Origin of the sequence: Microbacterium arabinogalactanolyticum, from assembly GCF_030268005.1 — a bacterium.
Taxonomy (GTDB): Bacteria; Actinomycetota; Actinomycetes; order Actinomycetales; family Microbacteriaceae; genus Microbacterium; species Microbacterium arabinogalactanolyticum.
The window spans coordinates 1,093,300-1,117,100 of sequence record NZ_BRZC01000007.1; the positions used below are offsets into that span (position 1 = coordinate 1,093,300).

The following is a 23,801-nucleotide window of genomic DNA, read 5'->3' on the forward strand; positions in this document are numbered from 1 at the left end:
GGGATGATGGATCCGCCTCAGCAGGTCGAAGATCCTCACGTTCTGCATAGCCTCGGCACATGAGCATGACGCGCGAATCGATGTCGACGACCATCGCCGACCTCGTCGGGATGGCCCCGCGCGCCACCGGCACCCCCGGCGGGCGAGCGGCAGCCGATTATGTCGAGCACCGATTCGCCGCCGCCGGGCTGCAGACGCAGGTGCTCGAGGTGCCGTCGTACTCCTGGCGGGCGGTGCAGTGCGGCATCCGCGTCGGGGATGCTGAGGTCGCCTGCGCACCGATCCTGCACTCCGGGCTCGCGGCGCACGACTGGACCGGAGACGCGGAGCACCGGATCGACGCCCCCGTCGTCGACATCGGCACCGACCGGGTGCGCCGGCACGACGTGCGCGGCGCGATCGTGCTGTTCGACCTGACCTTCGACATGACCGTCGCGCACTCGCTGCCTCTCACCCTTTACCTGCACGACCCGGGCCGGCGCGTGCTGCGGCGCGACGTGCTCGGCGGCCGCAACCCGTACGTCACCTCGCTCGCGCGGACCATGCGGGATGCCGCGGCGGCGGGCGCCGCCGGCGTGATCGGAGTGCTGCGCGACTACCCCGACTCGCGGAACTATCACAACGAGTACTACCGCCGCACGCTGTTCCCCCTGCCGGGCGCCTGGGTCACGCGGGCCGAGGGCGCGCGGCTGCGCGACCTGCTGCGAGCGGGCGGATCGCGCGCGCACCTGACGCTGGACGTCGAACGCCGCGAGGTCACCTCGCGCAGCGTGATCGGGGTGCTGCCCGGGCGGACGACCGATGCGATCATGATCCAGTCGCACCACGACTCGATCGGCCCCGGCGCCGTGGAGGACGCCTCGGGCACCGCCGAGGTGATCGCCCTGGCCGAGCACTACGGCGCGGCGGCGAGCGCGGGCGCCGTCCGCGAGAAGACCCTGCTGTTCGTCACCTTCGACACGCACTTCACCGGCTATCAGGCGCACCGCGCGTTCGCCGCGCAGCACGTGCTCTCGCGCGACGCCCCCTGGAACATCGTGCTGAACGCGACGATCGAGCACATCGGGCTGCGCTCCGTGGAAGGCGCGGACGGCGGTTTCGCGTCGACGGGTGAGACCGAGCCGCGCGGCATCTTCGTGAACGTGAACCCCGCATTCACCGCACGCATCGCCCGCGCGGTCCGGCGGCACCGCTTGCACGGCACGAGCCTGATGGGCGCGGGACCGCTCGAGTTCTTCGCCGGCGGCATCCCCACCGACGCCTCGTTCACGTTCGTGAGCGGGGTGCCGACGGTCAGCCTCGTCTCAGGGCCGCTGTACCTCTACGACGACGCCGACACGATCGACCGCATCGACGTGGAGCAGCTGGAGCCGGTCGCGCGCTTCTTCGCCGACCTCGTCGATGACGCGGATCGGCGTGACGGACGACTGCTCGGGTGGATTCCGGCGCGGATCAGGCGGATGCTGCCGCGGGGGCGCTGGTGATCGGCCGGACGGTCTCGTTCCCCGCCCGGAGCATCGACGGAACGGAGCAGGAGCAGACCGGCATCCTGCATCTGCCGCCGACGGCCGCACCGCACGCCGGCTTCCCGATCGTGGTCTTCGGCCACATGACCACGGGCGGCGCCGCCTCGGCCGCACCGAGCGCGGGCGGCCCGGGGCATGCCGAATGGCGGCGGATGTCGCAGGGCGACGTGCTCTGCGAGGCGCTCGTCGGCCGCGGCATCGCGGTGCTGCGCCCCGATTACGAGGGCATCGGCGGTCCGGGCGTCCACCCCTACCTGATCGGCGCCTCACTCGCGGAGTCGATGCACGCGATGATGCGTGCCCGCCGCTCGTTCGACGAACGGCTCGGAGACCTCTGGGTCGCCGCGGGTCACTCCGAGGGCGCGGTCGCCGCGCTGCACGCGTCGGCGCTTCCCGAGCCGGATGCCTCCTCCCGATTGGTGGGCACGGCGGCGTTCGCGCCCGTGACGCGGATGGATCTCAGCATCCGCTGGGCGACGCGGATGGCGGTGCGATTCCCGGGCTCCGGCGTCGTGTCGGCGCTGGTCGCGCTCATGCTGCGCGGAGGCGCCACCGCGGACGAGCGGATGCGGGAGCTGATCGCAGCCGACGGCCTGAGCCCCGCGGCGAAAGCGCGATGGCATGACCTGGATCGTCTCTGCCTGACCGAGCTGGCGGGCCCTGCGTCGTGGGGCGCGCTCGCCCCGGGACGGATCGGCGGAGCCTCCGGCGACGAGCTCTTCGCCCGGCTGTTCGCCTCGTTCCGGGCGAACGACGTCACGGGTCTGACGGACTTCCGCGCCCCGGTCCGGATCGACGCCGGCCGGGTCGATGAGGTCGCCCCGGCGTTCCTGTCTGCCCGGATGCTGCGCACGTACCGCCGCGCGGGAGTCGACCTCACCGCGCGGTGGTGGCCGACGCACCACTCGGGTGTGATGCACGCCAGGCATGCGCCCTCCCAGGCGGCCGCCTGGATCGCGGACCGGTTCGCCTGAGATCCGCGCCCGTGCACAGGCTTCCGCTCCCCGTCGCTGGGGAGCAGGGAGCGGAAGCCGGTGTCAGGCCTGCGTGCTGAGCGCCAGTCCCGAACCGTCGGCGGCCACGTCCACCCGGACGGTGTCCCCGTCGTGCACGCTGCCCGAGAGCAGCGCGGTCGCGAGGCGGTTCTGCACCTCGGTCTGGATGAGGCGTCGCAGCGGACGGGCGCCGAACACCGGGTCGTAGCCGCGCTCGGCCAGCCAGGACCGGGCATCCGGGGTGACCGCCAGCGTGAGCCGGCGATCGCCGAGGCGCCGCTGCAGGGCATCCACCGACAGCTCCACGATCTGCGCCAGGTCGTCCTGCGACAGCGCCGAGAACATCACGATGTCATCGAGACGGTTCAGGAACTCGGGGCGGAACGACTGCCGCACCAGCGCCATCACGGCATCGCGCTTGTCGTCGGGCGACATGACGGGGTCGATCAGGATCGGCGAGCCGATGTTGCTGGTCAGGATCAGGATCACGTTCGAGAAGTCGACCGTGCGGCCCTGCCCGTCAGTGAGGCGGCCGTCGTCGAGCACCTGCAGCAGCACGTCGAACACCTCGGGGTGCGCCTTCTCGACCTCGTCGAGCAGCACCACCGAGTAGGGGCGCCGGCGCACGGCCTCGGTCAGCTGACCGCCCTGCTCGTAGCCGACGTATCCCGGAGGGGCGCCGACCAGCCGCGAGACGGAGTGCTTCTCGCCGTACTCCGACATGTCGATGCGCACCATGGCGTGCTCGTCGTCGAAGAGGAACTCGGCGAGCGCCTTGGCGAGCTCGGTCTTGCCGACACCGGTGGGGCCGAGGAACAGGAACGAACCCGTGGGGCGACCGGGGTCGCTGATCCCGGCGCGCGAGCGCCGCACGGCATCCGACACCGCCTTGACGGCGTCCTTCTGCCCGATCAGGCGCTTGCCCAGCTCGTTCTCCAGGTGCAGCAGCTTCTCGCTCTCGCCCTGCAGCAGCCGACCGACGGGGATGCCGGTCCATGCGGCGATCACGGCGGCGATGTCCTCGTCGGTGACCTGCTCGTTGACCATCCGGCCCTCGTCCGAGACGGCGGCCTCGGTCTGCTCGGCCTCGGCGATGTCGCGCTCCAGGCGCTTGATCGTCTCGTACTCGAGCTTGGACGCCTTGGTGTAGTCGGCGTTGCGCATGGCGAGGTCTCGCTGCGTGATGGCGTCGTCGAGCTGCTTCTTCAGCTCACCTACCCGGTTCAGTCCCGACCGCTCGCGCGCCCAGCGCTCCTCGAGGGCGGCGAGCTCCTTCTCGAGGCCGATCAGCTGCTCGCGCAGGGTGGCCAGGCGCTCCTTGGAGGCGGCGTCCTTCTCGCGCTTGAGGGCGAGCTCTTCGAGCTTCATCCGGTCGACCTGGCGCTTGAGCTCGTCGATCTCCACCGGCGAGGAGTCGATCTCCATCTTCAGCCGCGACATGGCCTCGTCGATCAGGTCGATGGCCTTGTCGGGCAGCTGCCGGCTGGGCAGGTAGCGGTTGGAGAGCGCAGCGGATGCCACCAGGGCGCTGTCCGAGATCGTCACCCCGTGGTGGGCCTCGTAGCGTCCCTTGAGTCCGCGCAGGATGGCGATGGTGTCGCCGACCGAGGGCTCGCCGACGTACACCTGCTGGAAGCGGCGCTCCAGCGCGGCATCCTTCTCGATGAACTCCCGGTACTCGTTGAGCGTGGTCGCGCCGATCATGCGCAGCTCGCCGCGGGCGAGCATCGGCTTGAGCATGTTGGATGCCGCGACCGACCCCTCCCCGCCGCCGGCGCCCATGAGCACGTGCAGCTCGTCGATGAACGTGATGACCCTGCCGTCGGACTCGGTGATCTCCTTGAGCACGCTCTTCAGGCGCTCCTCGAACTGCCCGCGGTACATGGCACCGGCGACGAGGGCGGAGATGTCGAGGCTCACCAGTTCCTTGTCCTTGAGGGATTCGGCGACGTCTCCCGCGACGATGCGCTGAGCGAGCCCTTCGACCACGGCGGTCTTCCCGACGCCGGGCTCCCCGATCAGGACGGGGTTGTTCTTGGTGCGCCGGGTGAGCACCTGGCTCACACGGCGGATCTCGCTGTCACGGCCGATCACAGGGTCGAGCTTGCCCTGGCGGGCGCGATCCGTGAGGTTGATGCCGAACTGCTCGAGGGCGCTCTGCTGCTCTTCGTTGTTCTGTGCGGGGTTGGTCATTCGTTCCTCCTGAGGAGCCTCTCCTTCAAAGTTGAGTGGTGATGACTCAAGTTTAGCCACAGTTCCCGTCCTGAGTAAAGCCTTCCTTTTGCGGACATACAGTCGTATGGTTTGGGTTATACAGACGTATGGAGGCACTGTGTCGAAGATCATCGGACTCATCGGGATGCTCGCCCCGCTCGCCGCCCTGGCCGTGCTGATCGTGTACCGCCGTCGCGCTCCTTTCCCGGCCGCGATCGGGATGACGGGCGCGATACTGGCGAGCCTGGGCACCGTCGCCGAGTTCCTCAGCGCACGCGTCGCCTGGCTCGGAGGCGAAGGGATGCAGGGCGTGCTCGAGCGCCTGGAGGGCTGGGGGCTCGCCCGCTTCGGCCTGGTGACGGGCGGGCTTCTTCTGCTGCTGATCGCCGCCTGTCTCGGTCACGGTCGCGCTGTTCCGCGATTCCCGCTCGCGCTCGCCGGGGCGATCGCCGCCACCCTCGGCATCGCGATGCGCCTCGTGCCGCTCGACCTCGGCGACCTCGACGGCGCCACGCGCTTCTTCGCCACGATGGCCCTCGAGACCGCCCAGTTCGGCATGCTCGGCGCCGGGACCCTGCTCGTCGCGATCGCCGTCGTCAGCGGTCGCGACGACTCCCCTGAGCCCCTGAACGGCGTGGTCCGCATCGCGCGGCGGGCGTACGCGGAGCTGCAGCGTCAGCGCACTGCGCAGCGGCCGGGGCGGCAAGACGGCGCACGTCGGTAGCATCGAAGGATGTCCCGCGAGAGCATGCTCGATCACGTCGTCGACGTGATCTCCGCCGACGGGATGGCGGGCCTCAGCATCCGCGCCGTCGCCGCCCGCGCCGGGGTCGCGATCGGCACCGTCCAGCACTGGTTCCCCACGAAGCAGGCCATGCTGCTGGCGGCGATGGACCGCGTCGCGCAGATCGCGGAGCAGGCCTCGGACGCGCGGCTCTCGCAGGCCGACCCCGACGACCGGGTGCGGGCCGTGGCCCAGCTGCTGGTGCCCACCGATCCCGCGAGTGCCGTCTCGCGCGTCTGGGTCGCGTTCGCCGCGTACGCCGTGGCGGATGCCGAAGTGCGCACCCGCTACGAGCAGCTCTGGGCCCGCACGCACGCGGGCGTCGTCGGGCTGCTGGCCGCCGCGGCTCCGCGGGCGGCAGCATCCGCTCTGGACGATGCGGCCAGCGAACTGCTGGCCCTCGCCGACGGCCTGACGATCGCCGTGCTCGACGAGCCAGGCCGGATGCCGCCGGCACGCGCCGCCGCGATCATCCGCCGCCGGGTCGACGCGCTCCTCGCTGAGCTCGGCGGCTGAGCTCAGCCGAGGTTCGCGGCGATCACGTCCCAGATGTCGTCGGCGACGGCGCGCTTGGAGCCGGAGGCCTTCGCCAGCACGGCTCCGCCCTCGCCGATCACCTGCACGGCGTTCTCGGAGGCCTCGAAGCCGCGTTCCCAGCCGACCTCGTTCACGACCAGCAGATCCACGCCCTTCCGCTCGCGCTTGCGGCGGGCACGGGCGATCATCTCCTCGCGGTCCTGCGGGGTCTCCGCGGCGAACGCCACGACGATCTGACCGGGATGCCGGCGGGCGGCGAGGCCCGCGACGATGTCCTCGTTCTGCACCAGCTCGATGCTCTCCAGCAGGCCGGACTCCTTGGTGAGCTTGCCGTCGGCGACCTCGGCCGGGCGATAGTCGGCGACCGCGGCCGCCATCACGATCACGGCGGCGTCCTCGGCCGCCCGGCGCATCGCGTCGCCGAGCTCGGCGGCGGTGCCGGCGTGCTCGACGCGGATGAGCGGATGCCGCGCGGCATCCGCCATCACCGCACCGTCGATGTGCGCGGCGACCAGCACGACATCGGCGCCGCGGTCGGCGGCGGCGAGCGCGAGCGCCACGCCCTGCCTGCCGCTGGAGCGATTGCCGAGGAAGCGCACCGGGTCGAGCGGCTCGCGGGTGCCCCCGGCCGAGACGACGACGCGCAGGCCGTCCAGGTCGCGGTCGCCGATCAGCGCGAGCGCCCGCTCCGCGATCTGCTCGGGCTCCAGCATCCGCCCCGGCCCCGAGTCACCGCCGGTGAGCTCCCCCTCGGCGGGGCCGAGGATCGCGACGCCGCGCTCTCGCAGGGTGTCGATGTTCGCCTGGGTGGCGGGATGCCGCCACATCTCGGTATGCATGGCGGGGGCGATCGCGACGGGCGCGGTGGTGGCGAGCAGGGTGGTGCCGAGCAGGTCGTCGGCCAGGCCCGCGGTCATCTTGGCGATCGTGTTGGCGGTCGCCGGCGCGACGATCACGAGCTCTGCCGCCTGGCCGAGCGCGACGTGCCGCACCTTCGCGACGTCCTCGTGCACGCTCGTGGTCACCGGGTTGCGGCTGATCGCCTCCCACGTGGGCAGTCCGACGAATCGCAGCGCGTCCTCGGTGGGGATGACGGTCACGTCGTGCCCGTCCTTGATCAGCAGGCGCACCAGGTGCACCGCCTTGTATGCGGCGATGCCACCGGTGACTCCCACGACGATGTTCACCCCTCGATTCTGCCCCAGCGCGTGCGGAGCCGGGCGCTCCGGGCCGCCCTAGACTCGTGCACGTGTGCACCGTGGTGATCGATGTGGCGGATGCCGGGGCCCGGCTGCTGGCCGTGCGCGACGAGGACCCGCAGCGCGCGTGGGACGACCTGGGCGAGTGGTGGCCGGACGCGTACCCGGGTGTCATCGGCATCCATGACCGCCGTGCGGGCGGGGCCTGGCTGGCGCTCGACCCGCAGACGCACCGGCTGGCCGTGCTGCTGAACCGCGCTGACGTGCTGGACCTGCCCGAGGCCGATGTGCTCTCGCGCGGTTCGCTCGCGCTCGAGTCGGTCGCCGGGCGATCGCCCGAGGCGCCCCTGCGGATGCACGGATTCAATCTGCTCGAGGTGACGCCGACCGGCTCGCGGGTGCTGCACTGGGACGGCGGCACCCTGCGCGAGACACCGGTGACGCACGGCGTGCACATGATCGCGCACGACGACCTGGACGACCCGCGCACCGCCCGCATCGAGGCCTGGTTGCCGCACTTCGCCGAGGCCAGGCCGGATGACGAGGGCTGGGCCGGTCGCTGGGTGGAGCTGCTCGCACGCAGCGCCGAGCTGGACCCCGACGACGACCGGGCGATCATCCGCGACAACAACGCGCACGGATACCCCACCGAGTCGCTGCTTTACTGCACGGCGGAGGTGTCGGCGGATGCCGCGAGCGTGCGCTCGCACGTGCTGGCCGAGCCGGGCCACTGGGGCTGACGGGTTTTCCCGCGGGTACGGATGCACGGCCCGGGAACACGTGCACGACCTGACCGCCGAATCGATCGTGCATCAGTTCCCGGATCGTGCAGGCGTGCCGGAAGGATGCCGACCGGCTCTAGGCCGGTACGGGCTCGAGCATCCGCTCGTCTCGGCAGGAGAACCGCGCACGGTACGCGGTGGGCGTGGTGTCGAGCACGCGGGCGAAGTTCTGCCGCAGCACGGCGGCGGACCCGAAGCCGCACTCCTCGGCGATGCGGTCCAGTCCGAGGTCGGTGCGCTCCAGCATCCGCTGGGCGTGGATCACCCGCTGCCGTGTGAGCCAGGATGCCGGGGTCGCGCCGAACTCCGCCTTGAACCGGCGAGCGAAGGTGCGCGCCGACATGTGCGCGTGGCCCGCGAGCTGATCGATGGAGAGCTCGTCGCGGATGTTCTGCACGGCCCAGTCGGCGACGGATGCCAGCGATCCGCTCGCCACGACGGGGAGCGGGCGGTCGACGTACTGCGCCTGCCCGCCGTCGCGCTGCGGCGGCACCACCATGCGGCGGGCGATGCGCGCGGCCATCTCCGCACCCAGCTCGATGCGCAGCAGGTGCAGGCAGGCGTCGATCCCCGCCGCGGTTCCGGCGCTGGTGATGATGCGCCCGTCCTGCACGAAGAGCACGTCGGGGTCCACGTCGATCTGCGGGTACATCTCGGCCAGGACGTGCGCGTACATCCAGTGCGTGGTCGCTCGACGCCCGTCGAGCACCCCGGCGGCGGCGAGCACGAACGATCCGCTGCACACGCTCATCACCCACGCGTCGCGGGCGACGGCATCCCGCGCCAGGTCGATCAGCCGGGGGTCCATGGAGCCCCAGTACTCCCTCGGCATCGGGCAGAAGATCACCAGGTCGGCCTCATAGGCGAACGAGAGGTCGTTCTCGACCTCGACGGAGAACCCGATCTTGGAGCGGACGAGGCCCGGCTCCGGAGCGACCACGCGGAAGTCGAAGTTCGGCACCCCGTCATCCGAGCGGTCCAGCCCGAAGGCCTCGCACGCCACCCCGAACTCGAAGGGCGCGAAGCCGTTGTCGATCACGCAGGCGACGGTCTTCATGGGTCCTCCTCGACGACACGCGATGTGGCAGTAATCCTACGCTCACTGTCTTCACTGCCACTCGTGACAGTTTAGCGCCGACCATAGCATTTCTGCCATGTTCATCGTCGTCGTCCTCTCAGCCCTGGGCCTCTGGGCCGTCATCGCCACGATCGTCGAGCTGCGCCGGGACGGATTCCGCCGGACGCCGACCGACTGGACCCGCGTCGCGGAGAGCGAGCGCACGGCGCGCGGGGAGTCAAGTCCCGCACACCTCTGACCGCACGCCCCGTAGTCTCTTGCGCATGAGCGATCCGCAGCAGCCTCAGCCCGCACAGCCGAACCAGCCGCCGTACGCGCAGCCGGCGCCCACGCAGTCCCCGTACGCGCAGCCCGCCACGAGCCAGGGCTATCCCGCGCCCGCCGGCTACCCGCAGGTAGCAGGCCCGCAGCCCGGCTACGGCGTCGCCCCGGCATCCGGCCCCGGCTCTCTCGGCCGCACGGCGTTCATCATCGCCCTGGTCACGGCGGCGCTGGGCCTGCTGTTCGTGATCCTGTCGCCGATCATCATCGCCGGCATGCGCGGGCAGTACGGCCTCTACGAGGTCATCTCCCTGGTCCGCTCGGTGCTGGGTCTCGCCCTCGGAGTGACCGCCCTCATCCTGGGCGTCATCGCCGCGCGACGTGGTTCCCAGCCCGTGCTTGCCGGAATCGCGATCGGCGTCGGCGGCGTCGAGGCACTGGGAGTCGTGTTCTCGCTGCTCTCGAACCTGATGTACGGCGTGCTGCTATGACCCCGCGGGCGTCTCGCGCAGCGTCTTGAGCTTCTTCTTCGTCAGCCGGCTGGAGATGAACAGCCATGCCCACACGAGGAACGCGAGCACCCCGATCACGGCACCCCAGATGCTCGCGCCGCTGAAGCCGTAGGCCTCGGTGTCCATGATCCGGTCGGCCGCGTGCACCGACCCCGACGCCCCGGTCTGGATCCACAGCGTCAGCAGGTTGGGCGTCGCCAGCAGCACAGCGACCACGACCAGCACCACCTTCACCCACGCAGGCGATCGGTAGGCGAGCAGCAGCAGCACCATCAGCGGCACCAGCGTGAAGCAGAACCCCACGATCAGCCCCACCAGGATCGCCCGCCCGGCGTCGTTCTGGGCGAAGTCCCCGATGAAGCGGGACCAGCCCACCGGCACGAAGTTCACGATCAGCACCACGGCGATGGCCGCGACGACGATCCCGATCCCGCCCAGGATCAGCACGCGCTTCCACTTGATGGCCTTGAACGCGTCGGCCCACAGGGCCAGCCGCTCACGGAACGTCGGACGCGTGGACCCGGCGGCCACTGCACCCAGCTGCGACCGCGGCGTTCCGGCGTCCGACGCCAGCCCCTGCGACGATCCCTGCACTTCCTCGGACATGCCCATCCCCCGGTTCCGCCGTCGTCGGCGACGGCACGACCCATCGTAGGCGCAGGCCATCGTCGGCGCAGGCATCGCAGAGACGTACGACGCCGTTATCGCAGAGACGTACGGCGCCGCCTCACTCCGGAAGCGGCTCGTCCCGGTACAGCGCCTCGAAGGTGTCGAGCGTGCGGTTGATGTCGTGCACGGCCACGCCGTCGAGCGAGGCCTTCTGCATCCGCTCGTACTCCTCGGGCGCGGCGGTCAGGACGCGAGTGAGCTTGTCGACCAGGTCGTCGACGTTCCCCGGCTCGAACAGGTAGCCGTTCTCGCCGTCGTGCACGAGGTGGGGCAGGGCGACGGCGTTCGCGCCGACCACGGGGAGGGCGGATGCCATGGCCTCCATCGTCACGATCGACTGCAGCTCGGCGATCGAGGCGATCGCGAACAGGGATGCCCGGGAGTACAGCTCGCGCAGCTGCTCATCGGTGACGCGGCCGTGGAAGGTGACGCGATCGCTCAGTCCGAGCTGGGCGGTGAGCGCCTCGAGCGCCTTGCGCTGGTCGCCGCCGCCGGCGATGTCGAAGTGCACGTCGAGCGCGGGGTCGAGCTTCGCGAGAGCGTGCAGCACGACATCGACCTTCTTCTCGCCGGTCAGGCGCCCGACGAACAGGATGCGGTTCTGCTCGCGGGGGCCGATCACGGGCGTGTAGTTGCGGCGGTCGATGCCGCAGCTGATCGGCACCACGCCCTTGATGTCGATCGTGTGCTCGAGGAAGTCGGCGGCCTTGCGCGTGGGGGTCGTGACCGCACGGGTCATGTCGAAGGTGCGCTTGGCGTCGTCCCAGGCCAGCTTGAGGATCGGCCGGTTGAGGAAGTCCGGCATTGTGGTGTGGTCGAGGATGTTCTCGGCCATCACGTGGTTGGTGGCGATCACCGGGATGCCGCGCTGGTGGGCGATGCGGGTGAGCCCGCGGCCGATCACGATGTGCGACTGGATGTGCACGACGTCCGGCTGCACCTCGTCGAGCACCTTGCGGGCGTAGTGCTTGGATCGCCACGGCCAGACGAACCGCAGCCAGTCGTGCGGCAGCCAGCGCACGGCGGGCAACCGGTGCATGGTCAGCGGCTCGCCCTCGATGATCTCGGTGTGGGTGGCGGAGCGACGGTAGGCGGTGTTCGGCGCGACGACGTGCACGTCGTGGCCGCGCTGGACGAGGCCTGCGGCGAGGCGCTCCGCGAAGCGGGCGGCGCCGTTGATGTCGGGCGCGAAGGTGTCGGCGCCGATGAGGATCTTCAGGGGACGTCCGGGAGTCAAGGAAGGATGCTGCCTATCTGTAGCTCAGGGGTCGCGGCGTCGTGCGCCGGCCCGCTCGGGCGCAGTAACTCTACCCGAGGGGGCTGGGCCGGGCCGGGAGGCCAGCCGTTCCCAGCGGATGCCGTGCGATCGGCCGTACGGTGGTGGCATGCGCCTGATCTCCTCCGCCGACCCGTCGCTGTGGATCCCCGTCACCGGGTCGCTCGGATTCACCGGCCGGCGACACCGCAAGGCCGCGATCCGGATGCTGATGGCGCAGGCCAACAGTGCGATGGGACGCGACGGCCGTCCGGGATCGCGCGTGGGCGCGTGGCTGGCGAGCCAGGCGATTCCGCTGGCGATGCGCAAGGCCGACGGCCGTGTGCTCGCCTGGACGTGGAAGGCCGAGCCCGAGCTGGTCGTGGCGATGGCGAACGTGCAGGAGCTCACCCCGCAGCTGCGCACCATGCGGGCGATGATGCCCATCGAGTACGACGACACCGAGAGCTTCCCGACCCCGCTCGGGGTGGGCGAGAAGCTGCTCATGCCGATGCCCGAGAACCCGGCGTCGCCGCCGTCGGCGACCTACACCTGGGACACCGGCACGCATCTGATCACGCTCACCGCGGTGTGCAGCGACCGCGAGCGGTTCGGCACGCTGGAGAAGCAGCTCGACGACCTGGCCCGCAGCATCCGCATCGCCGCCGACCTGACCGGCGGCGAGTCGAACATCCTGCAGCTCCCGCCGGCCTGACTCACCCCCGGGAGTACTCCGCGATCACGACGCCCGAGTCGAAGCGGGTCACCGCATCGGGCATCATTCCGGTCGGGGCGTAGGAGCGATCGCCGAACAGCCGGATGCCGTCGCCGAGCAGCACCGGGCTGATCTTCAGCACGAGGTGGTCGATCTCGTCGATGAGCGCGCCGGCGAGCGATCCGCCGCCGCAGAGCCAGATCCCGCGGCCGTCCTCGGCCTTCAGCTCGCGCACGACGTCAACGGGGTCGCGGTCGGTGAACTCGACGGCCTCGGCGCCGTCCGGGGCGTCGTGCGAGCGGGTGAAGACCACCTGCCTCAGGTGGGAGTACGGGTCGGGGAGCATGGGCAGGCCGACGGCGTAGGTGTTCCAGCCCATCACGACGGTGTCGAAGGGGCTGCCGTCGGCGGGCACGCCGGCGCGGTCGGCGAGCACCGTCGGAACGGTGCCGCGGTACTTCTCGCCGATGACGTCCATGTGGTCGCCCTCGGCGAGGAACCGGTCGAACTCTCCGTTCGGTCCGGCGATGAAGCCGTCCACGGAGACGGCGACGAAGTAGGTGAGTTCTCGCATCTGATTCCAATCACGACATGTGCAGTGGTTTGAGACTACAACAGGTGAAGTGGTTGCGCTAGTCTCGGATCATGGCGAAGAACGAGGCGCGACGCAACGCGCTGGCCGACGCGGGCATCACCGTGCTGGCCAGGGAAGGCTCTCGCGGACTCACGCACCGCGCGATCGATGCCGAGGCCGGTGTGCCCGTCGGCACGACATCGAACTACTTCCGCAGTCGCGAGAAGCTCATCGCCGGGCTCGTCGAGCGCATCGGCATCCGCCTCTCCCCCACTCCGGAGGACCTCGCCGCGCGGGCATCCGACGCCCCGACCCGCGAGCTGTTCGCCGACTACGTGCGCGACATCGTCCGGCGTCTCACCACGCACCGCGACGTGACGCTGGCGCTGTTCGAGCTGCGGCTCGAGGTGGCGCGGCGGCCCGAACTCGCCGCGGCCATGCGGGAGTGGCAGCATCAGGCGCTGGACGGCGACGTCGCCTTCAACGAGGCCGCCGGGCTTCCCGGAGGGCGCCGCGAGATCACCCTGTTCCACTATGCGATCGACGGCCTGGTGTTCGACCGGCTCACCTCCCCCATCGACCCCGGCACCTCCACCGACGACATCGTCGACGACCTGGTCGCGGGACTGCTGCGCTGACCGGAGCGCTTGCGACGAAGAACCCGCCCCCTGCGCGGACGCGGGAGGCGGGTTCTCGATGGACGACGCGGATCAGATCGTGACGTCGCCCACCAGGTTGACCTTGATCCCCAGGCCGTCGAACATGGCGGCCTTCGCGATCAGCGCCTTGTCGGCTGTCTCGGCGTCGGGCGCGTAGACCAGCTGCGCGTGGTTCGCCTTGTGACGGGCCATGAACTGGTCGCGGCTCTGGCCGTGCAGCACGACGTGCGCGATCGGCCACTCCGGGTTGGTCGCGTCCTTGCGGCGCTGGGTCTCGGCCTCGGGGAGCTCCACGACGGATGCCCGGAAGATGTCGGCCTGCAGGATGCCGTCGGCGATGAACACTCGGGAGAGCACGACCTCGCCGGGCTTGGAGACGCCGTTGATGGTGGCGCCGCCCGCGGGGAAGAACACATGGCCCTGGCGCCATCCCTCGGCCTTGTCCCAGCCGCCCAGGTGCGAGGCGGGCACCGAGCCGGAGATCTCGTACACCCAGACGAACTCGCCGTCGTGCTCCTCGCCCCAGCGCACGTCGTGCAGGGTGTTGTCCGGCACCAGACCCATCGCCCGCCACACCCGGTCGGTGATCAGCGCGTCGACCGCCACGCCCTCGTCGGCCTCGTTGAAGTGCGGGAAGGCGCGGCCCTCGTGCAGCACGCGGGAGCCGTCGCGCGAGGTCACCGGGGGGCGCTCGGTGGAGTTCAGGATGCCCTCGGCCAGGTCGGAGGCCGGCACGAGGTCCTTCAGGCCCTGCTGGTACTGGATGCCGACAGCGTCGAGCCCGAAGTCGTCGGCGATGCGGAGGGCGGCGATGTACATCTTCAGCTGCCACTGCACCTGCTCGCGGGTGAGCTCGGTGGCGGCATCCTCGCCGTACTTGAAGGTCATGCCGTGGTCGACCAGCCAGTCGTAGGCGGCGTCGGCCTCGGCCTCGGTCACCTCGAGCATCTCGGCGTACAGCGCCGACTGCGACAGGCGCTCCTTGTAGATGCCGATGGTGTTGAGCAGCTCATCGTCGAAGATCGCGTTGTACATGCCCATGCAGCCCTCGTCGAACACGCCGATGATGGCCTTGTCGGCGAGCAGCTCGGCGGCGAGCGCCTGACCCAGCTGCTTCTCGGCGGAGTCCGGAAGCTCGGGCAGGGCGCGCACGTGCGAGGCGTCGTGCGTGATGCGGCCGGTCTCGGTCCACTCGCGGATGCCGCCGGTGAACCAGTCGTCGGTGAAGTCCACCGACCAGGTGGTGGCGTACTCCTTGCCCATCTTGGTGAGGCCCGCGTTCAGTCCGAGCAGTCCCACCAGGCCCGGCCAGTCGCCGGCGAAGTTCGCGACGGTGAGGATCGGGCCCTGGTGGGTGCGCAGACCGGCGAGCACGTGATGCGAGTACTGCCAGTTCGCGATGGCGACGACGAGCGGGGCATCGACCGGGATGCTCTTGAACACCTCCATGCCCATGCGCTGACTGGAGATGAAGCCGTGCCCGGTGGCGGGGTCGACGCCGAAGGGCCGGATGACCGACCAGCCGAGCCCCTCGAGCACGCCGGTCACACCGGTCTCGAGCTCGACCTGAGTGGGCCAGCCGGCGACGTTCGCGGACTCGCGCAGGTCGCCGGAGGTGATCAGGTAGGCGGTCTTCGGCGCCGCCTCGGGGCGGGTGACCGGGGTGGGGAGGGTGTAGCTCATGGGATTCTCCGTTGTGGGTGTGAGGTTCAGGTGAGAGTCAGGGTGCGGGTCTCTCCCGCATCGAGATGGATGCCGCGACCGGCGACCTCGCCGCGGAGCCGCAGCTCGTCGAGGTCGAGCGCCCCGCCGTGGAGCCGCAGGGTGATCACGTCGTCACCGATCTCGACGCCGCCCCATCCGGTTGCGGTGGTGAACAGGAAGCGGGCGTCCCCCGGCAGCACCGGATCGAACGAGAGCGTGCGTGCGCCGGCATCCCACTGCGCGCCGCTGGCGCCGATCAGCAGCCCCCAGGATGCGAGGGAGCGGGCGTAGTGGTTGCCGCACTCGATCTCGTTCCACGGGCTGCGGTGCGCCCCGTCGTAGCGCGCCCGCAGCGTGCGCTCGATGCGCAGCGCGTCGTCGTACCGCCCGGCGAACAGCAGCGAGACCGCGACCTGGTGCTCGATACCCGTCCACACCTCGTCCGCGTAGACGAACGGGAGGGCGGGGCGGCCACCTTCGGGCCAGGACGCCAGCAGCAGACCGCCCTCATCGTTCAGCGCGTACACCCTCTGGGTGCTCTCGTGGTCACGCAGGTCGCCGCGGTGGTTGTGCTGCACGATCGCGTCCAGCGCGGAGCGCACATGGGCTTCGGGCAGCAGGTACCCGAGACCGCCCAGGAAGGCGTGGAACTGGCCGAGCAGCTGATCCGACAGCACGCCGTCGCCGTACTGGTAGCGGTGGGCGTCGACGTCGTCGATCACCTGCCGGTAGTACTCGCCGTTCCACAGCACGCCCTCGATCGCGGCCGCGACGTGGTCGGCGCGCAGTGCCCACTCCTGCGCGCGAGCCGTGTCGCCGAGATGCCCCGCCATGCGAACACCGGCGCGCAGCGCGGCGAGGTGGATGATGTTCGAGAGCGGCTCGACACCATGGAACTCGATGTCGTAGGTGTTGTGCATCTCGCCGTCGAGCAGCCCGTCGCCGTCGTGATCCCATTCGCGCGCGGCGTAGTCGAGGGTGCGCGCCGCGGCGGGCCACAGCTCCCGGAGGAACTCGTCGTCGCCACAGAAGCGCCACTCGCGGTGCAGGCGCAGGAAGGTGCCGAGCTGCCCGTCGACGGCGGGGCCGATGAACCAGCGGGGAGCCCCGAAGATCCTGTTGCCGCGGAACTTCTGCGCGCCGCTCTCATCGGTCTCGAGCAGGTACTCCGCCCGACGGGCGCTGCGCTCCAGGCCGGGGAACAGCCAGGCCGCGGTCTGCGCGTACGACCAGACGTGGGTGCAGGTGCCCTCGCAGGAGCCGCCGTGGTCGAACGACCCCTCCCAAGCGGCGAAGACCGGTCCGTCGCCGAGCTCGGGGGTGGGCGATTCCAGCACGAAGCAGGTGGTCGAGCGGAGCGCGGCGATGTTGGCGCCGACCGCATCGGCGAGCACGGGGTCGAGGGACCCGCCGTAGAGCTCCTCGACGAAGGCGTCGGTCGCGCCCTCCAGAGCGGGCAGGTCCCGGTGCAGCTGCGCCGCCGCGGCCCAGGCATCCGGCCAGCGCACCGCGTAATGGTTGCGCACGATGGGACCCAGCTCGTCGCGCAGGTCGGGCGCCCCGTCTTCCAGAGCGTCATCGAAGATGATGTGCCCGTGCCATCCCCGCCGGCGGTTGGGGAAGCTCCAGGCCAGCACGAACTCGAAGTCGCGTTCCTCGCCCGGCGCGAGCGTGTGCACGATGCCGAGCGATCCGGTGCGCACGCGGGGCAGCTTGGCGAGCATCTGCTCCTCGGTGAGCGCAGGCGCGTCCGGATCGGCATCCCTCTCGGCGAACAGCCCTCGGGGCTTGTCCTCCAGCGTCAGCCGCGCTTCGGGCGCGAGCAGGCCGTCATCGGCCAGGTCATTCCAGAACAGCCGCGCACCGTCGGGCCAGTAACTGGTGACCCACTGCGGCTTGACGGTCGTCGACGAGTCGGTCGTCGTCAGGCTCATGGTCCCATAGCCGGGGTCGTCGTGATCGAGGTCGATGTCGAAGTCGAGACCGCGGATGCCGTCGCTCTCGCGCCAGCGCACCGACTGCGTGCCGCGCATGCCCCAGGGCGCGTCCGGCCCCGGCGCGCCGCGGCCGGCGGTGTGGCTCATGCTGCCGACCACGGTGACGGTGACGGGTGCGTCACCGGGATTGACGACCCGGTAGCGCAGCACGGCGGCGGGGATGCCGGAGGCGTCGGCGTCGAGCGGCACGAGCGGCGTGAACGCGTGCAGCGACACGGTCACGGGGAGCGTCGCGTCCGTGAAGTCGATGTCGACGACGGGATACTCGCCATGCAGGCCGGCGGAGTCGAGCCGCGGAAGGCCGGCGAGCTCGTCGAACCCGTAGCCCGCATCGCGGTCATGACGTCCGCTGCTGCGTGCCTCGAGCACGCGGGTGGCCGAGGGGCCGCCCTGCGGGGCGGCGTGGATCGCGAAGAAGGATCGAGGGTTGAGGCGTCCCTTGTCGGGCAGGTTCTCGAACTCCCAGTCGCGCAGCTCGCCACGTGCGCCGAGCGACACGTTGCCCGTGCCGATTCCACCGAGCGGGAACGCCACGCTCTCGGCGGTGTGCGGGATGCGGCGGGCGCGGCGGCTCATCGGTCGCCGTCCCGATGTGCCTCGTCCCGGTGGGCCGCGTCCCGCTGCGACTCCGCGAGCTCATGCACGACCTCGGCGGTGCCCGCGTAGAGGCGCAGGTAGCGGTCGAACAGTTCGTCGTAGGCTGCACGACGGGCCGGGTCCGGCTCGATGCGATCCACGACGGGGTTCCAGTCCTCGATGCGCGGCGCGGCACCGGCAGGCGCGACAGCGGTTGCAGCGAGGAACGCGGCACCGTAGCTCGCGCCGATCGTCGTGGCCGGCACCTCCTGCACGAGCCCCGTTGCATCCGAGACGATCTGCAGCCAGAGGCGCCCCTGCGTGCCTCCGCCGACGGCGACGATGCGGCGGATGTCCGCCCCCGCCTCGCGCATGGTCTCCACGTTGTGTCGCACGCCCAGTGCCGTGGCCTCAAGAGCGGCGCGGTACAGGTCACCACGCCCATGACGCAGCGTGAGCCCGGCGATCACGCCACGGGCATCGGGATCCTGGATGGGAGTGCGCTCGCCCGCGAAGTACGGCAGGAGCAGCAGCCCGCGCGCCCCGACGCCGGAGTCGGCCGCCTCGGCGAGCAGCTGCGGGTAGTCGGCATCCGTCAGGTCCTTGAGCCAGGCCGTGAGCGCGCCCGAGGTCGACATGCCGCCCGCGAGGTTCCGGGTGCCGGCGAAGGCGCCGGCCGTGGTCCACATCGAGGGCGTGCGCAGCGTCTCGGCGACGGTCGCCACGAGGAACATCGTGGTGCCGTACATCAGCATCAGGTCGCCGATGCCGTGCGCTCCGGCGCTGACCGCCTCGGTCCACGCGTCGATCGTGCCCGTGATCACCGGTGTCCCCTCGGGGATGCCGGTGAGGGCGGATGCCTCGGCCATGACCGCACCCGCGATGTCCCCTGCCCAGGTCAGCGGGGGTGCCTCGATCCGGTCGGCGTAGGCATCCCACCAGGGCGCGTGCCAGCGCTCGCCCTCCACGTCGTAGAAGGGGGAGACCTGGCTGGCGGACTGGTGGTCGAGCACGTAGGCCCCGGTCAGCCTGCGCACGAGCCAGGAGGCGGGCATGAACAGCCGCTTCGCCCGAGCCCAGGCATCCGGATCCTCCTCCGCGACCCAGACGATCTTCGCGCCGCCGGCCTGCGAGGTGAGCGACGAGCCCCCGACACGGGTGATCTCGTCCTCGCCGAGCTCGGTGGTGAGGCGGGCGATCTGCGCGGTGGAGCGCGTGTCCACGCCGTAGAGGATGGCGGGGCGCACCGGCTCGTCGTTCTCGTCGGCGAGCAGGATGCACGGGCCCATCCCGCTGACGCCGACGCCCGCGACCTCGGCATCCGGAACCGAGGTGAGGAGCTCCCGCGAGATCGCGACGAACTCGTCCCACCAGACTCGGCCGTCCATCTCCACCCAGCCGGTGCGGGGCCGATCGACATCGTGCGCACGCGTCGCGGTGGCGAGGATCGACCCGTCCTCGGCTGCCAGCACGCCCTTGGTGCTGGATGTGCCGATGTCGACCCCGAGGGTGCAGCGCATGTGGTCCTCCTCGGCCGATGCTGTGTTGTCCCGCGACCTCAGCGTACGCGAAATCGATTTCATGACGCAACCGGATACATGGACGCATCACAGGGGAACGGGCCGAGAATCCCGCGCTTCGCGCTCCCGAGCGTCAGCGCGAAGCTCTGGCGGCGCGCACTTCGTTGCGCAGCACGACGGTGCGCGCGGGCTGCTGATCGCCGCGGATGCGCTCCAGCAGCATGCGTGCGGCGGTGACGCCCATGTGCCGCGCCGGCAGGCGCACCACGGTGACCGCGCTGGGCGAAAGGGTGGTGAACGGAAGACCGCCGATCACGGCGACTCCGATCGCGGGTGGGGTCAGCGCATGCTCGGTGAGCACCTGGATCGCACCCACCCCGATCAGGTTGTTGCCCGCCACGACCGCATCGGGCGGCTCGGGCAGCGCGAGCAGTCGCTCCATGGCATCGCGACCGCCGTCGACCCGGAAGGACGAGAACGTGAGCAGATCGACCGGCGGCTCGATCCCCGCCGCGCGGTGCGCGACCCGCCAGCCCTCGGCGCGGTCGCTCGACGTCTCGATGTGCTCAGGGCCGCCGATGTACGCCACGCGCCGATGGGTCTTGAGAAGGTGCTCGGTCGCCATGCGCCCGGCATCGCGGTTCGCCATCACGACGCCGTCGATGTCGTAGCCGGTGCTGCGGTCCACGGCCACGACCGGCCTGCCGGTGGCGAGGATCTCGTCGAGACTCGTGTGATCGGATGCCGCGGCGAGGATCACGCCCGACATGTTCTCGGCCATGGCGATGCGCAGGTAGGTCGACTCCTTGTCGACCTGGGAGTCGCTGTTGCAGAGCACGACCGAGTAGCCGGCTTCGCTGGCCACGTCCTCCACACCTCGGGCCATCTCCGTGAAGTAGGGGTTCTCGATGTCCGGGATCACCAGGGCGATCACCTCGGAGCTCTGCCGGCGCAGTGTGCGGGCGGCGCGGTTCGGCGTGAAGTTCAGCTGCTCGGCCGCATGGCGCACCGCCGTCGTCTTCGCATCGGAGACTCCGACGCCGTTGAACACGCGCGACACCGTGGCCGGCGAAACCCCCGCCAGCTGCGCGACGTCATAGATCGTGGCCACGTGTCTCCTCGCATGAAACCCTGTGACGACAGGGTAGCGCGTTGAAATCGATTGCAACAGACGCGGCGAATAGGTACTGTGACGGAACACCCACACGCCGACACGAGGAAGTGCACGCATGCCCGATCTCAACTCCATCGCCGCCCTGCGACAGGTGCAGACACGTTCGATCTCACCGGAGAACTTCGACGGCACGGCCGGCGGCGGCGGGCGCGCCACCGAAGGGACCGGCGCCGACTGCGCCCGCGACCTCGGCCCCGGCTGGAAGATCTCGCCCAGTGTCGACATCAAGGCGGGCGAGACCTTCGAACTCGCCTCCATCGAGGGCGCTGGGAAGATCACGCACATCTGGATCACCACCCACACCGACAACTGGCGCACCCTGATCCTGCGGGCGTTCTGGGACGGCGCGGACGAGCCCGCGGTCGAGGTGCCGTACGGCGACTTCTTCTGCAACGGGTGGGGCGTCTTCGCGCAGGTGAACTCGCAGGCCATCGCCGCGAACCCGCACGGCGGCTTCAACTCCTACTGGCCGATGCCGTTCCGCGACGGGGCGCGCCTCACGATCGAGAACACCTCGGTCGTCGACGTTCGGGTGTACTACCAGGTGACTTACGAGATCGGCGGCGACCATTCGAACGACGCCTACTTCCACGCGCAGTGGCGGCGATCCAACCCGCTGGAGGAGCTGACGCCGCATGTGATCCTGGAGGGCATCGAGGGCGAGGGGCACTACGTCGGCACCTACATCGCCTGGGGCGTGAACTCGAACGGATGGTGGGGCGAGGGCGAGATCAAGTTCTACCTCGATGACGACACCGACCACCCGACGATCTGCGGCACCGGCACCGAGGACTACTTCGGCGGCGCCTGGAACTTCGACATCCCGGGCAAGGGCTACACCGAGTTCTCCACGCCCTACCTCGGCATGCCTCAAGTGATCCGCCCGGACGGGCTGTATGTGTCGCAGCAGCGCTTCGGCATGTACCGCTGGCACCTGCAGGACCCGATCCACTTCGCCACGGGCATCCCGAAGGTCGACATCCAGGCGCTCGGCTGGCGCAGCGGATGGCGCTACCTCCCGCTGCGCGACGACATCGCGTCGACCGCGATGTTCTACCTCGACCGCCCGACCGCGCGCCGCCCGAAGAGCCCGTCCGCGGACGACATGGAGGTCCACCTAGGAACGGCCCCGGTGCCCGACCTCGGCGCGACTCCTCCGCGGGTGTGACCATGACGCACGCGACCTACCCCTCACTGTCCGGCCGGCTCGTCGTCGTCACCGGCGGCGGGCGCGGCATCGGGCTGCAGACCGTGCGCCGGTTCCTGGAGCAGGGTGCCCGCGTGGTGGTGCTCGACCTCGCGATGACCGCGGACGATGTGGATGCGGACTTCGTGAAGGTGGACGTGACGGATCCCGAGGCCGTGACGGCGGCGGCATCCGACATCGCCGATCGATTCGGCACCCCGGATGTCGTGCTCAACGCCGCCGGCATCGTGCGCTCTGCGAGCGCCGAGGACATGTCGGCCGACGACTGGCGGCAGGTGGTGGACATCGACCTGTCCGGCACGTTCTACGTGTGCCAGGCGTTCGGCCGACTCATGCTCGAGGCGGGTCGCGGGTCGATCGTGAACATCGCGTCGATGAGCGGCATCATCAGCAACTTCCCGCAGAAGCAGTCCAGCTACAACGCGGCGAAGGCCGGCGTCATCCACCTGACGAAGACCCTCGCAGGCGAGTGGGCCGCCCGCGGCGTGCGGGTGAACTCGGTCTCGCCCGGCTACATCGGCACGGACCTGACCGGAGCTCTGCTGGAGCGCGAGCCCGAACTGGGCGTCGTGTGGCGGGAGCGGACGCCGATGGGAAGACTCGGCACCCCCGACGAGGTCGCCTCGGTGATCCTGTTCCTCGCCTCCGACGAGTCGAGCTTCATGACGGGCTCCGACGTGATCGCCGACGGCGGGTACACGGTCTGGTGACATGAACCGCCGGCCGGCTTCGATCGCGAGCCTCGCAGTGAGCGCCGCGCTGCTGGCCGGATGCTCCGCGGCATCCGCTCCGATCGAGGCCGTGACCGTCGCGGATGCGCCGACCGCGATCGGCGTCTCGGACGGTGATCTGTGGCCGAGCTGCTGGTCGGACGACGGTGCGCTGTACGCCGCGAACGGCGACGGCGCGGGCTTCGGCAGCACGTTCAGCGACATCGTGATGAACCGGATCACCGGAACCCCGGCATCCGACGACCTGGAGGGCGAAGGGCTCGTGTCCGGCGACGCCCTCGGCCAGGTCTGGACGGATGCAGAGGGGTACACCCGCAAGCCGACCGGGATGCTGTGCACGGGCCGCGCCCTGTACCTGGCCGTCCAGGATCTCGCACCCGACTTCAACGCGGCCCCGAACGCGACGATCGCCCGCAGCGACGACCACGGCAGGACGTGGAGTTGGGACCACTCGGCGCCGATGTTCGAGGACGGCGTCTTCACCACCGTCTGGTTCGCCGACTACGGCGAGGATGCCGAGCGCCGTCCCGACAAGGATTACGTCTACGCGTACGGACTCGACGGCAACTGGCGCGACTCGTTCACTGATATCGTGCCCGACCCGACCGAGCTGTTCCTCGCACGCGTCCCCGTCGCCTCGGTGCAGGACCGCTCGACGTGGGAGTTCTACGCAGGCGCACCGGGCGCCTCCGAGGCCACCTGGGCGCACGACATCGCTGCGAAGAAGCCGGTGCTCGTCGACGACCGGCGCACCGCCCACGGAATGAGCGTGATCTCGCAGGGCGGGGTCACGTACCTGCCGAAGCACGACCGCTATCTCTACACCTCGTGGACCGAGTACACGTTCGAGTTCTACGAGTCACCGCAGCCCTGGGGACCGTGGACGCCCGTGCTCTCCGAGGACTTCGGCACGTACCCGTGGCAGGCGGATCGCATCGGCGGCTACGCGACGACCGTGCCGTCGAAGTTCGTCTCGGATGACGAGAAGACGGCCTGGGTGCAGTCGAACGTCTGCCCCTGCGCGCCGGCGGGCGTCACGTCGTACTGGTTCGGGCTGAGGCAGATGACGCTCCCGGGCTGAGCGCCCGGGTCCGCTGAGACGTCGCCGCACGGCGACCTGAGAAAGGAGAGG

Annotated in this window: 22 protein-coding genes; 12 read left to right on the forward strand and 10 right to left on the reverse strand. The window is 70.3% G+C overall.

Annotated elements, in window-relative coordinates; genetic code table 11:
• The first annotated feature begins 59 nt into the window (after nucleotides 1-59).
• Together MIAR_RS16685 and MIAR_RS16690 are read left to right on the forward strand one after the other, a co-directional pair.
• Entirely contained in the window at nucleotides 60-1,484 is a 1,425-nt protein-coding gene (locus MIAR_RS16685) for a M28 family metallopeptidase (RefSeq protein WP_285638201.1), read from the forward strand.
• Complete coding sequence (locus MIAR_RS16690; RefSeq protein WP_285638203.1) at nucleotides 1,436-2,500, forward strand: lipase family protein; 1,065 nt, start codon at nucleotides 1,436-1,438, stop codon at nucleotides 2,498-2,500. Before MIAR_RS16685 ends, MIAR_RS16690 begins: the two co-directional genes overlap by 49 nt.
• 63 nt (nucleotides 2,501-2,563) lie before the next feature.
• Here MIAR_RS16690 and MIAR_RS16695 read toward each other — a convergent pair whose 3' ends face one another.
• Nucleotides 2,564-4,714, reverse strand: coding sequence for an ATP-dependent Clp protease ATP-binding subunit (locus MIAR_RS16695; protein ID WP_285638205.1), 2,151 nt, complete (start codon nucleotides 4,712-4,714; stop codon nucleotides 2,564-2,566).
• A gap of 139 nt (nucleotides 4,715-4,853) precedes the next feature.
• Here MIAR_RS16695 and MIAR_RS16700 point away from each other — a divergent pair, with 139 nt between their 5' ends.
• Nucleotides 4,854-5,459 carry a hypothetical protein gene (locus MIAR_RS16700; protein WP_285638207.1) on the forward strand — a complete coding sequence of 202 codons (606 nt, stop codon included), beginning with the start codon at nucleotides 4,854-4,856 and terminating at the stop codon, nucleotides 5,457-5,459.
• Between the two features lie 9 nt (nucleotides 5,460-5,468).
• Complete coding sequence (locus tag MIAR_RS16705) at nucleotides 5,469-6,035, forward strand: TetR/AcrR family transcriptional regulator (RefSeq protein ID WP_285638209.1); 567 nt, start codon at nucleotides 5,469-5,471, stop codon at nucleotides 6,033-6,035.
• 2 nt (nucleotides 6,036-6,037) lie between these two features.
• Here MIAR_RS16705 and coaBC read toward each other — a convergent pair whose 3' ends face one another.
• Complete coding sequence (gene coaBC, locus MIAR_RS16710; RefSeq protein ID WP_285638211.1) at nucleotides 6,038-7,243, reverse strand: bifunctional phosphopantothenoylcysteine decarboxylase/phosphopantothenate--cysteine ligase CoaBC; 1,206 nt, start codon at nucleotides 7,241-7,243, stop codon at nucleotides 6,038-6,040.
• Between the two features lie 62 nt (nucleotides 7,244-7,305).
• Here coaBC and MIAR_RS16715 point away from each other — a divergent pair, with 62 nt between their 5' ends.
• Nucleotides 7,306-7,995 carry an NRDE family protein gene (locus tag MIAR_RS16715; RefSeq protein ID WP_285638212.1) on the forward strand — a complete coding sequence of 230 codons (690 nt, stop codon included), beginning with the start codon at nucleotides 7,306-7,308 and terminating at the stop codon, nucleotides 7,993-7,995.
• Between the two features lie 118 nt (nucleotides 7,996-8,113).
• Here MIAR_RS16715 and MIAR_RS16720 read toward each other — a convergent pair whose 3' ends face one another.
• A complete protein-coding gene (locus MIAR_RS16720; protein WP_285638213.1) occupies nucleotides 8,114-9,094 on the reverse strand; it encodes a GlxA family transcriptional regulator in 981 nt (326 codons plus the stop codon).
• Between the two features lie 97 nt (nucleotides 9,095-9,191).
• Here MIAR_RS16720 and MIAR_RS16725 point away from each other — a divergent pair, with 97 nt between their 5' ends.
• Both MIAR_RS16725 and MIAR_RS16730 read left to right on the forward strand, forming a co-directional pair.
• Nucleotides 9,192-9,353 carry a hypothetical protein gene (locus MIAR_RS16725; RefSeq protein ID WP_285638214.1) on the forward strand — a complete coding sequence of 54 codons (162 nt, stop codon included), beginning with the start codon at nucleotides 9,192-9,194 and terminating at the stop codon, nucleotides 9,351-9,353.
• A 25-nt stretch (nucleotides 9,354-9,378) separates the two neighbouring features.
• A complete protein-coding gene (locus tag MIAR_RS16730; RefSeq protein WP_285638215.1) occupies nucleotides 9,379-9,867 on the forward strand; it encodes a hypothetical protein in 489 nt (162 codons plus the stop codon).
• On the opposite strand, the gene MIAR_RS16735 is transcribed toward MIAR_RS16730, so the two are convergent.
• Nucleotides 9,862-10,494 carry a hypothetical protein gene (locus MIAR_RS16735; RefSeq protein ID WP_285638217.1) on the reverse strand — a complete coding sequence of 211 codons (633 nt, stop codon included), beginning with the start codon at nucleotides 10,492-10,494 and terminating at the stop codon, nucleotides 9,862-9,864. The genes MIAR_RS16730 and MIAR_RS16735 overlap by 6 nt on opposite strands.
• Before the next feature lie 121 nt (nucleotides 10,495-10,615).
• Entirely contained in the window at nucleotides 10,616-11,794 is a 1,179-nt protein-coding gene (locus MIAR_RS16740; protein WP_285638218.1) for a glycosyltransferase, read from the reverse strand.
• A 148-nt stretch (nucleotides 11,795-11,942) separates the two neighbouring features.
• Between MIAR_RS16740 and MIAR_RS16745 the strand changes: the two genes are divergently transcribed.
• Nucleotides 11,943-12,527, forward strand: coding sequence for a hypothetical protein (locus tag MIAR_RS16745; RefSeq protein ID WP_285638219.1), 585 nt, complete (start codon nucleotides 11,943-11,945; stop codon nucleotides 12,525-12,527).
• Nucleotide 12,528: 1 nt separating this feature from the next.
• Here MIAR_RS16745 and MIAR_RS16750 read toward each other — a convergent pair whose 3' ends face one another.
• Nucleotides 12,529-13,101, reverse strand: coding sequence for a dihydrofolate reductase family protein (locus tag MIAR_RS16750; RefSeq protein ID WP_285638220.1), 573 nt, complete (start codon nucleotides 13,099-13,101; stop codon nucleotides 12,529-12,531).
• Nucleotides 13,102-13,172: 71 nt separating this feature from the next.
• Between MIAR_RS16750 and MIAR_RS16755 the strand changes: the two genes are divergently transcribed.
• On the forward strand, nucleotides 13,173-13,739 hold the full coding sequence (locus MIAR_RS16755; RefSeq protein ID WP_285638221.1) for a TetR/AcrR family transcriptional regulator: 567 nt from the start codon (nucleotides 13,173-13,175) through the stop codon (nucleotides 13,737-13,739).
• Between the two features lie 72 nt (nucleotides 13,740-13,811).
• On the opposite strand, the gene MIAR_RS16760 is transcribed toward MIAR_RS16755, so the two are convergent.
• The 4 genes from MIAR_RS16760 to MIAR_RS16775 all read right to left on the reverse strand — a co-directional run bounded on the left by MIAR_RS16760 (nucleotide 13,812) and on the right by MIAR_RS16775 (nucleotide 20,668).
• Nucleotides 13,812-15,443, reverse strand: coding sequence for a fucose isomerase (locus MIAR_RS16760; protein WP_285638222.1), 1,632 nt, complete (start codon nucleotides 15,441-15,443; stop codon nucleotides 13,812-13,814).
• Nucleotides 15,444-15,469: 26 nt separating this feature from the next.
• Nucleotides 15,470-18,037, reverse strand: a complete 2,568-nt coding sequence (locus tag MIAR_RS16765) for a GH116 family glycosyl-hydrolase (RefSeq protein WP_285638224.1) — start codon at nucleotides 18,035-18,037, stop codon at nucleotides 15,470-15,472.
• Entirely contained in the window at nucleotides 18,034-19,557 is a 1,524-nt protein-coding gene (locus tag MIAR_RS16770; RefSeq protein ID WP_285638226.1) for an FGGY-family carbohydrate kinase, read from the reverse strand. The genes MIAR_RS16765 and MIAR_RS16770 overlap by 4 nt, the downstream gene beginning before the upstream one ends.
• 133 nt (nucleotides 19,558-19,690) lie before the next feature.
• On the reverse strand, nucleotides 19,691-20,668 hold the full coding sequence (locus MIAR_RS16775) for a LacI family DNA-binding transcriptional regulator (protein ID WP_285638228.1): 978 nt from the start codon (nucleotides 20,666-20,668) through the stop codon (nucleotides 19,691-19,693).
• 118 nt (nucleotides 20,669-20,786) lie between these two features.
• Here MIAR_RS16775 and MIAR_RS16780 point away from each other — a divergent pair, with 118 nt between their 5' ends.
• From MIAR_RS16780 to MIAR_RS16790, 3 genes are read left to right on the forward strand one after another with little or no spacing between them, the layout of a single operon-like run.
• Nucleotides 20,787-21,899, forward strand: a complete 1,113-nt coding sequence (locus tag MIAR_RS16780) for a glycoside hydrolase family 172 protein (protein WP_285638230.1) — start codon at nucleotides 20,787-20,789, stop codon at nucleotides 21,897-21,899.
• Between the two features lie 2 nt (nucleotides 21,900-21,901).
• Complete coding sequence (locus MIAR_RS16785; protein ID WP_285638232.1) at nucleotides 21,902-22,648, forward strand: SDR family NAD(P)-dependent oxidoreductase; 747 nt, start codon at nucleotides 21,902-21,904, stop codon at nucleotides 22,646-22,648.
• Between the two features lies 1 nt (nucleotide 22,649).
• Nucleotides 22,650-23,750, forward strand: a complete 1,101-nt coding sequence (locus tag MIAR_RS16790; RefSeq protein WP_285638234.1) for a DUF4185 domain-containing protein — start codon at nucleotides 22,650-22,652, stop codon at nucleotides 23,748-23,750.
• Nucleotides 23,751-23,801 lie beyond the last annotated feature (51 nt).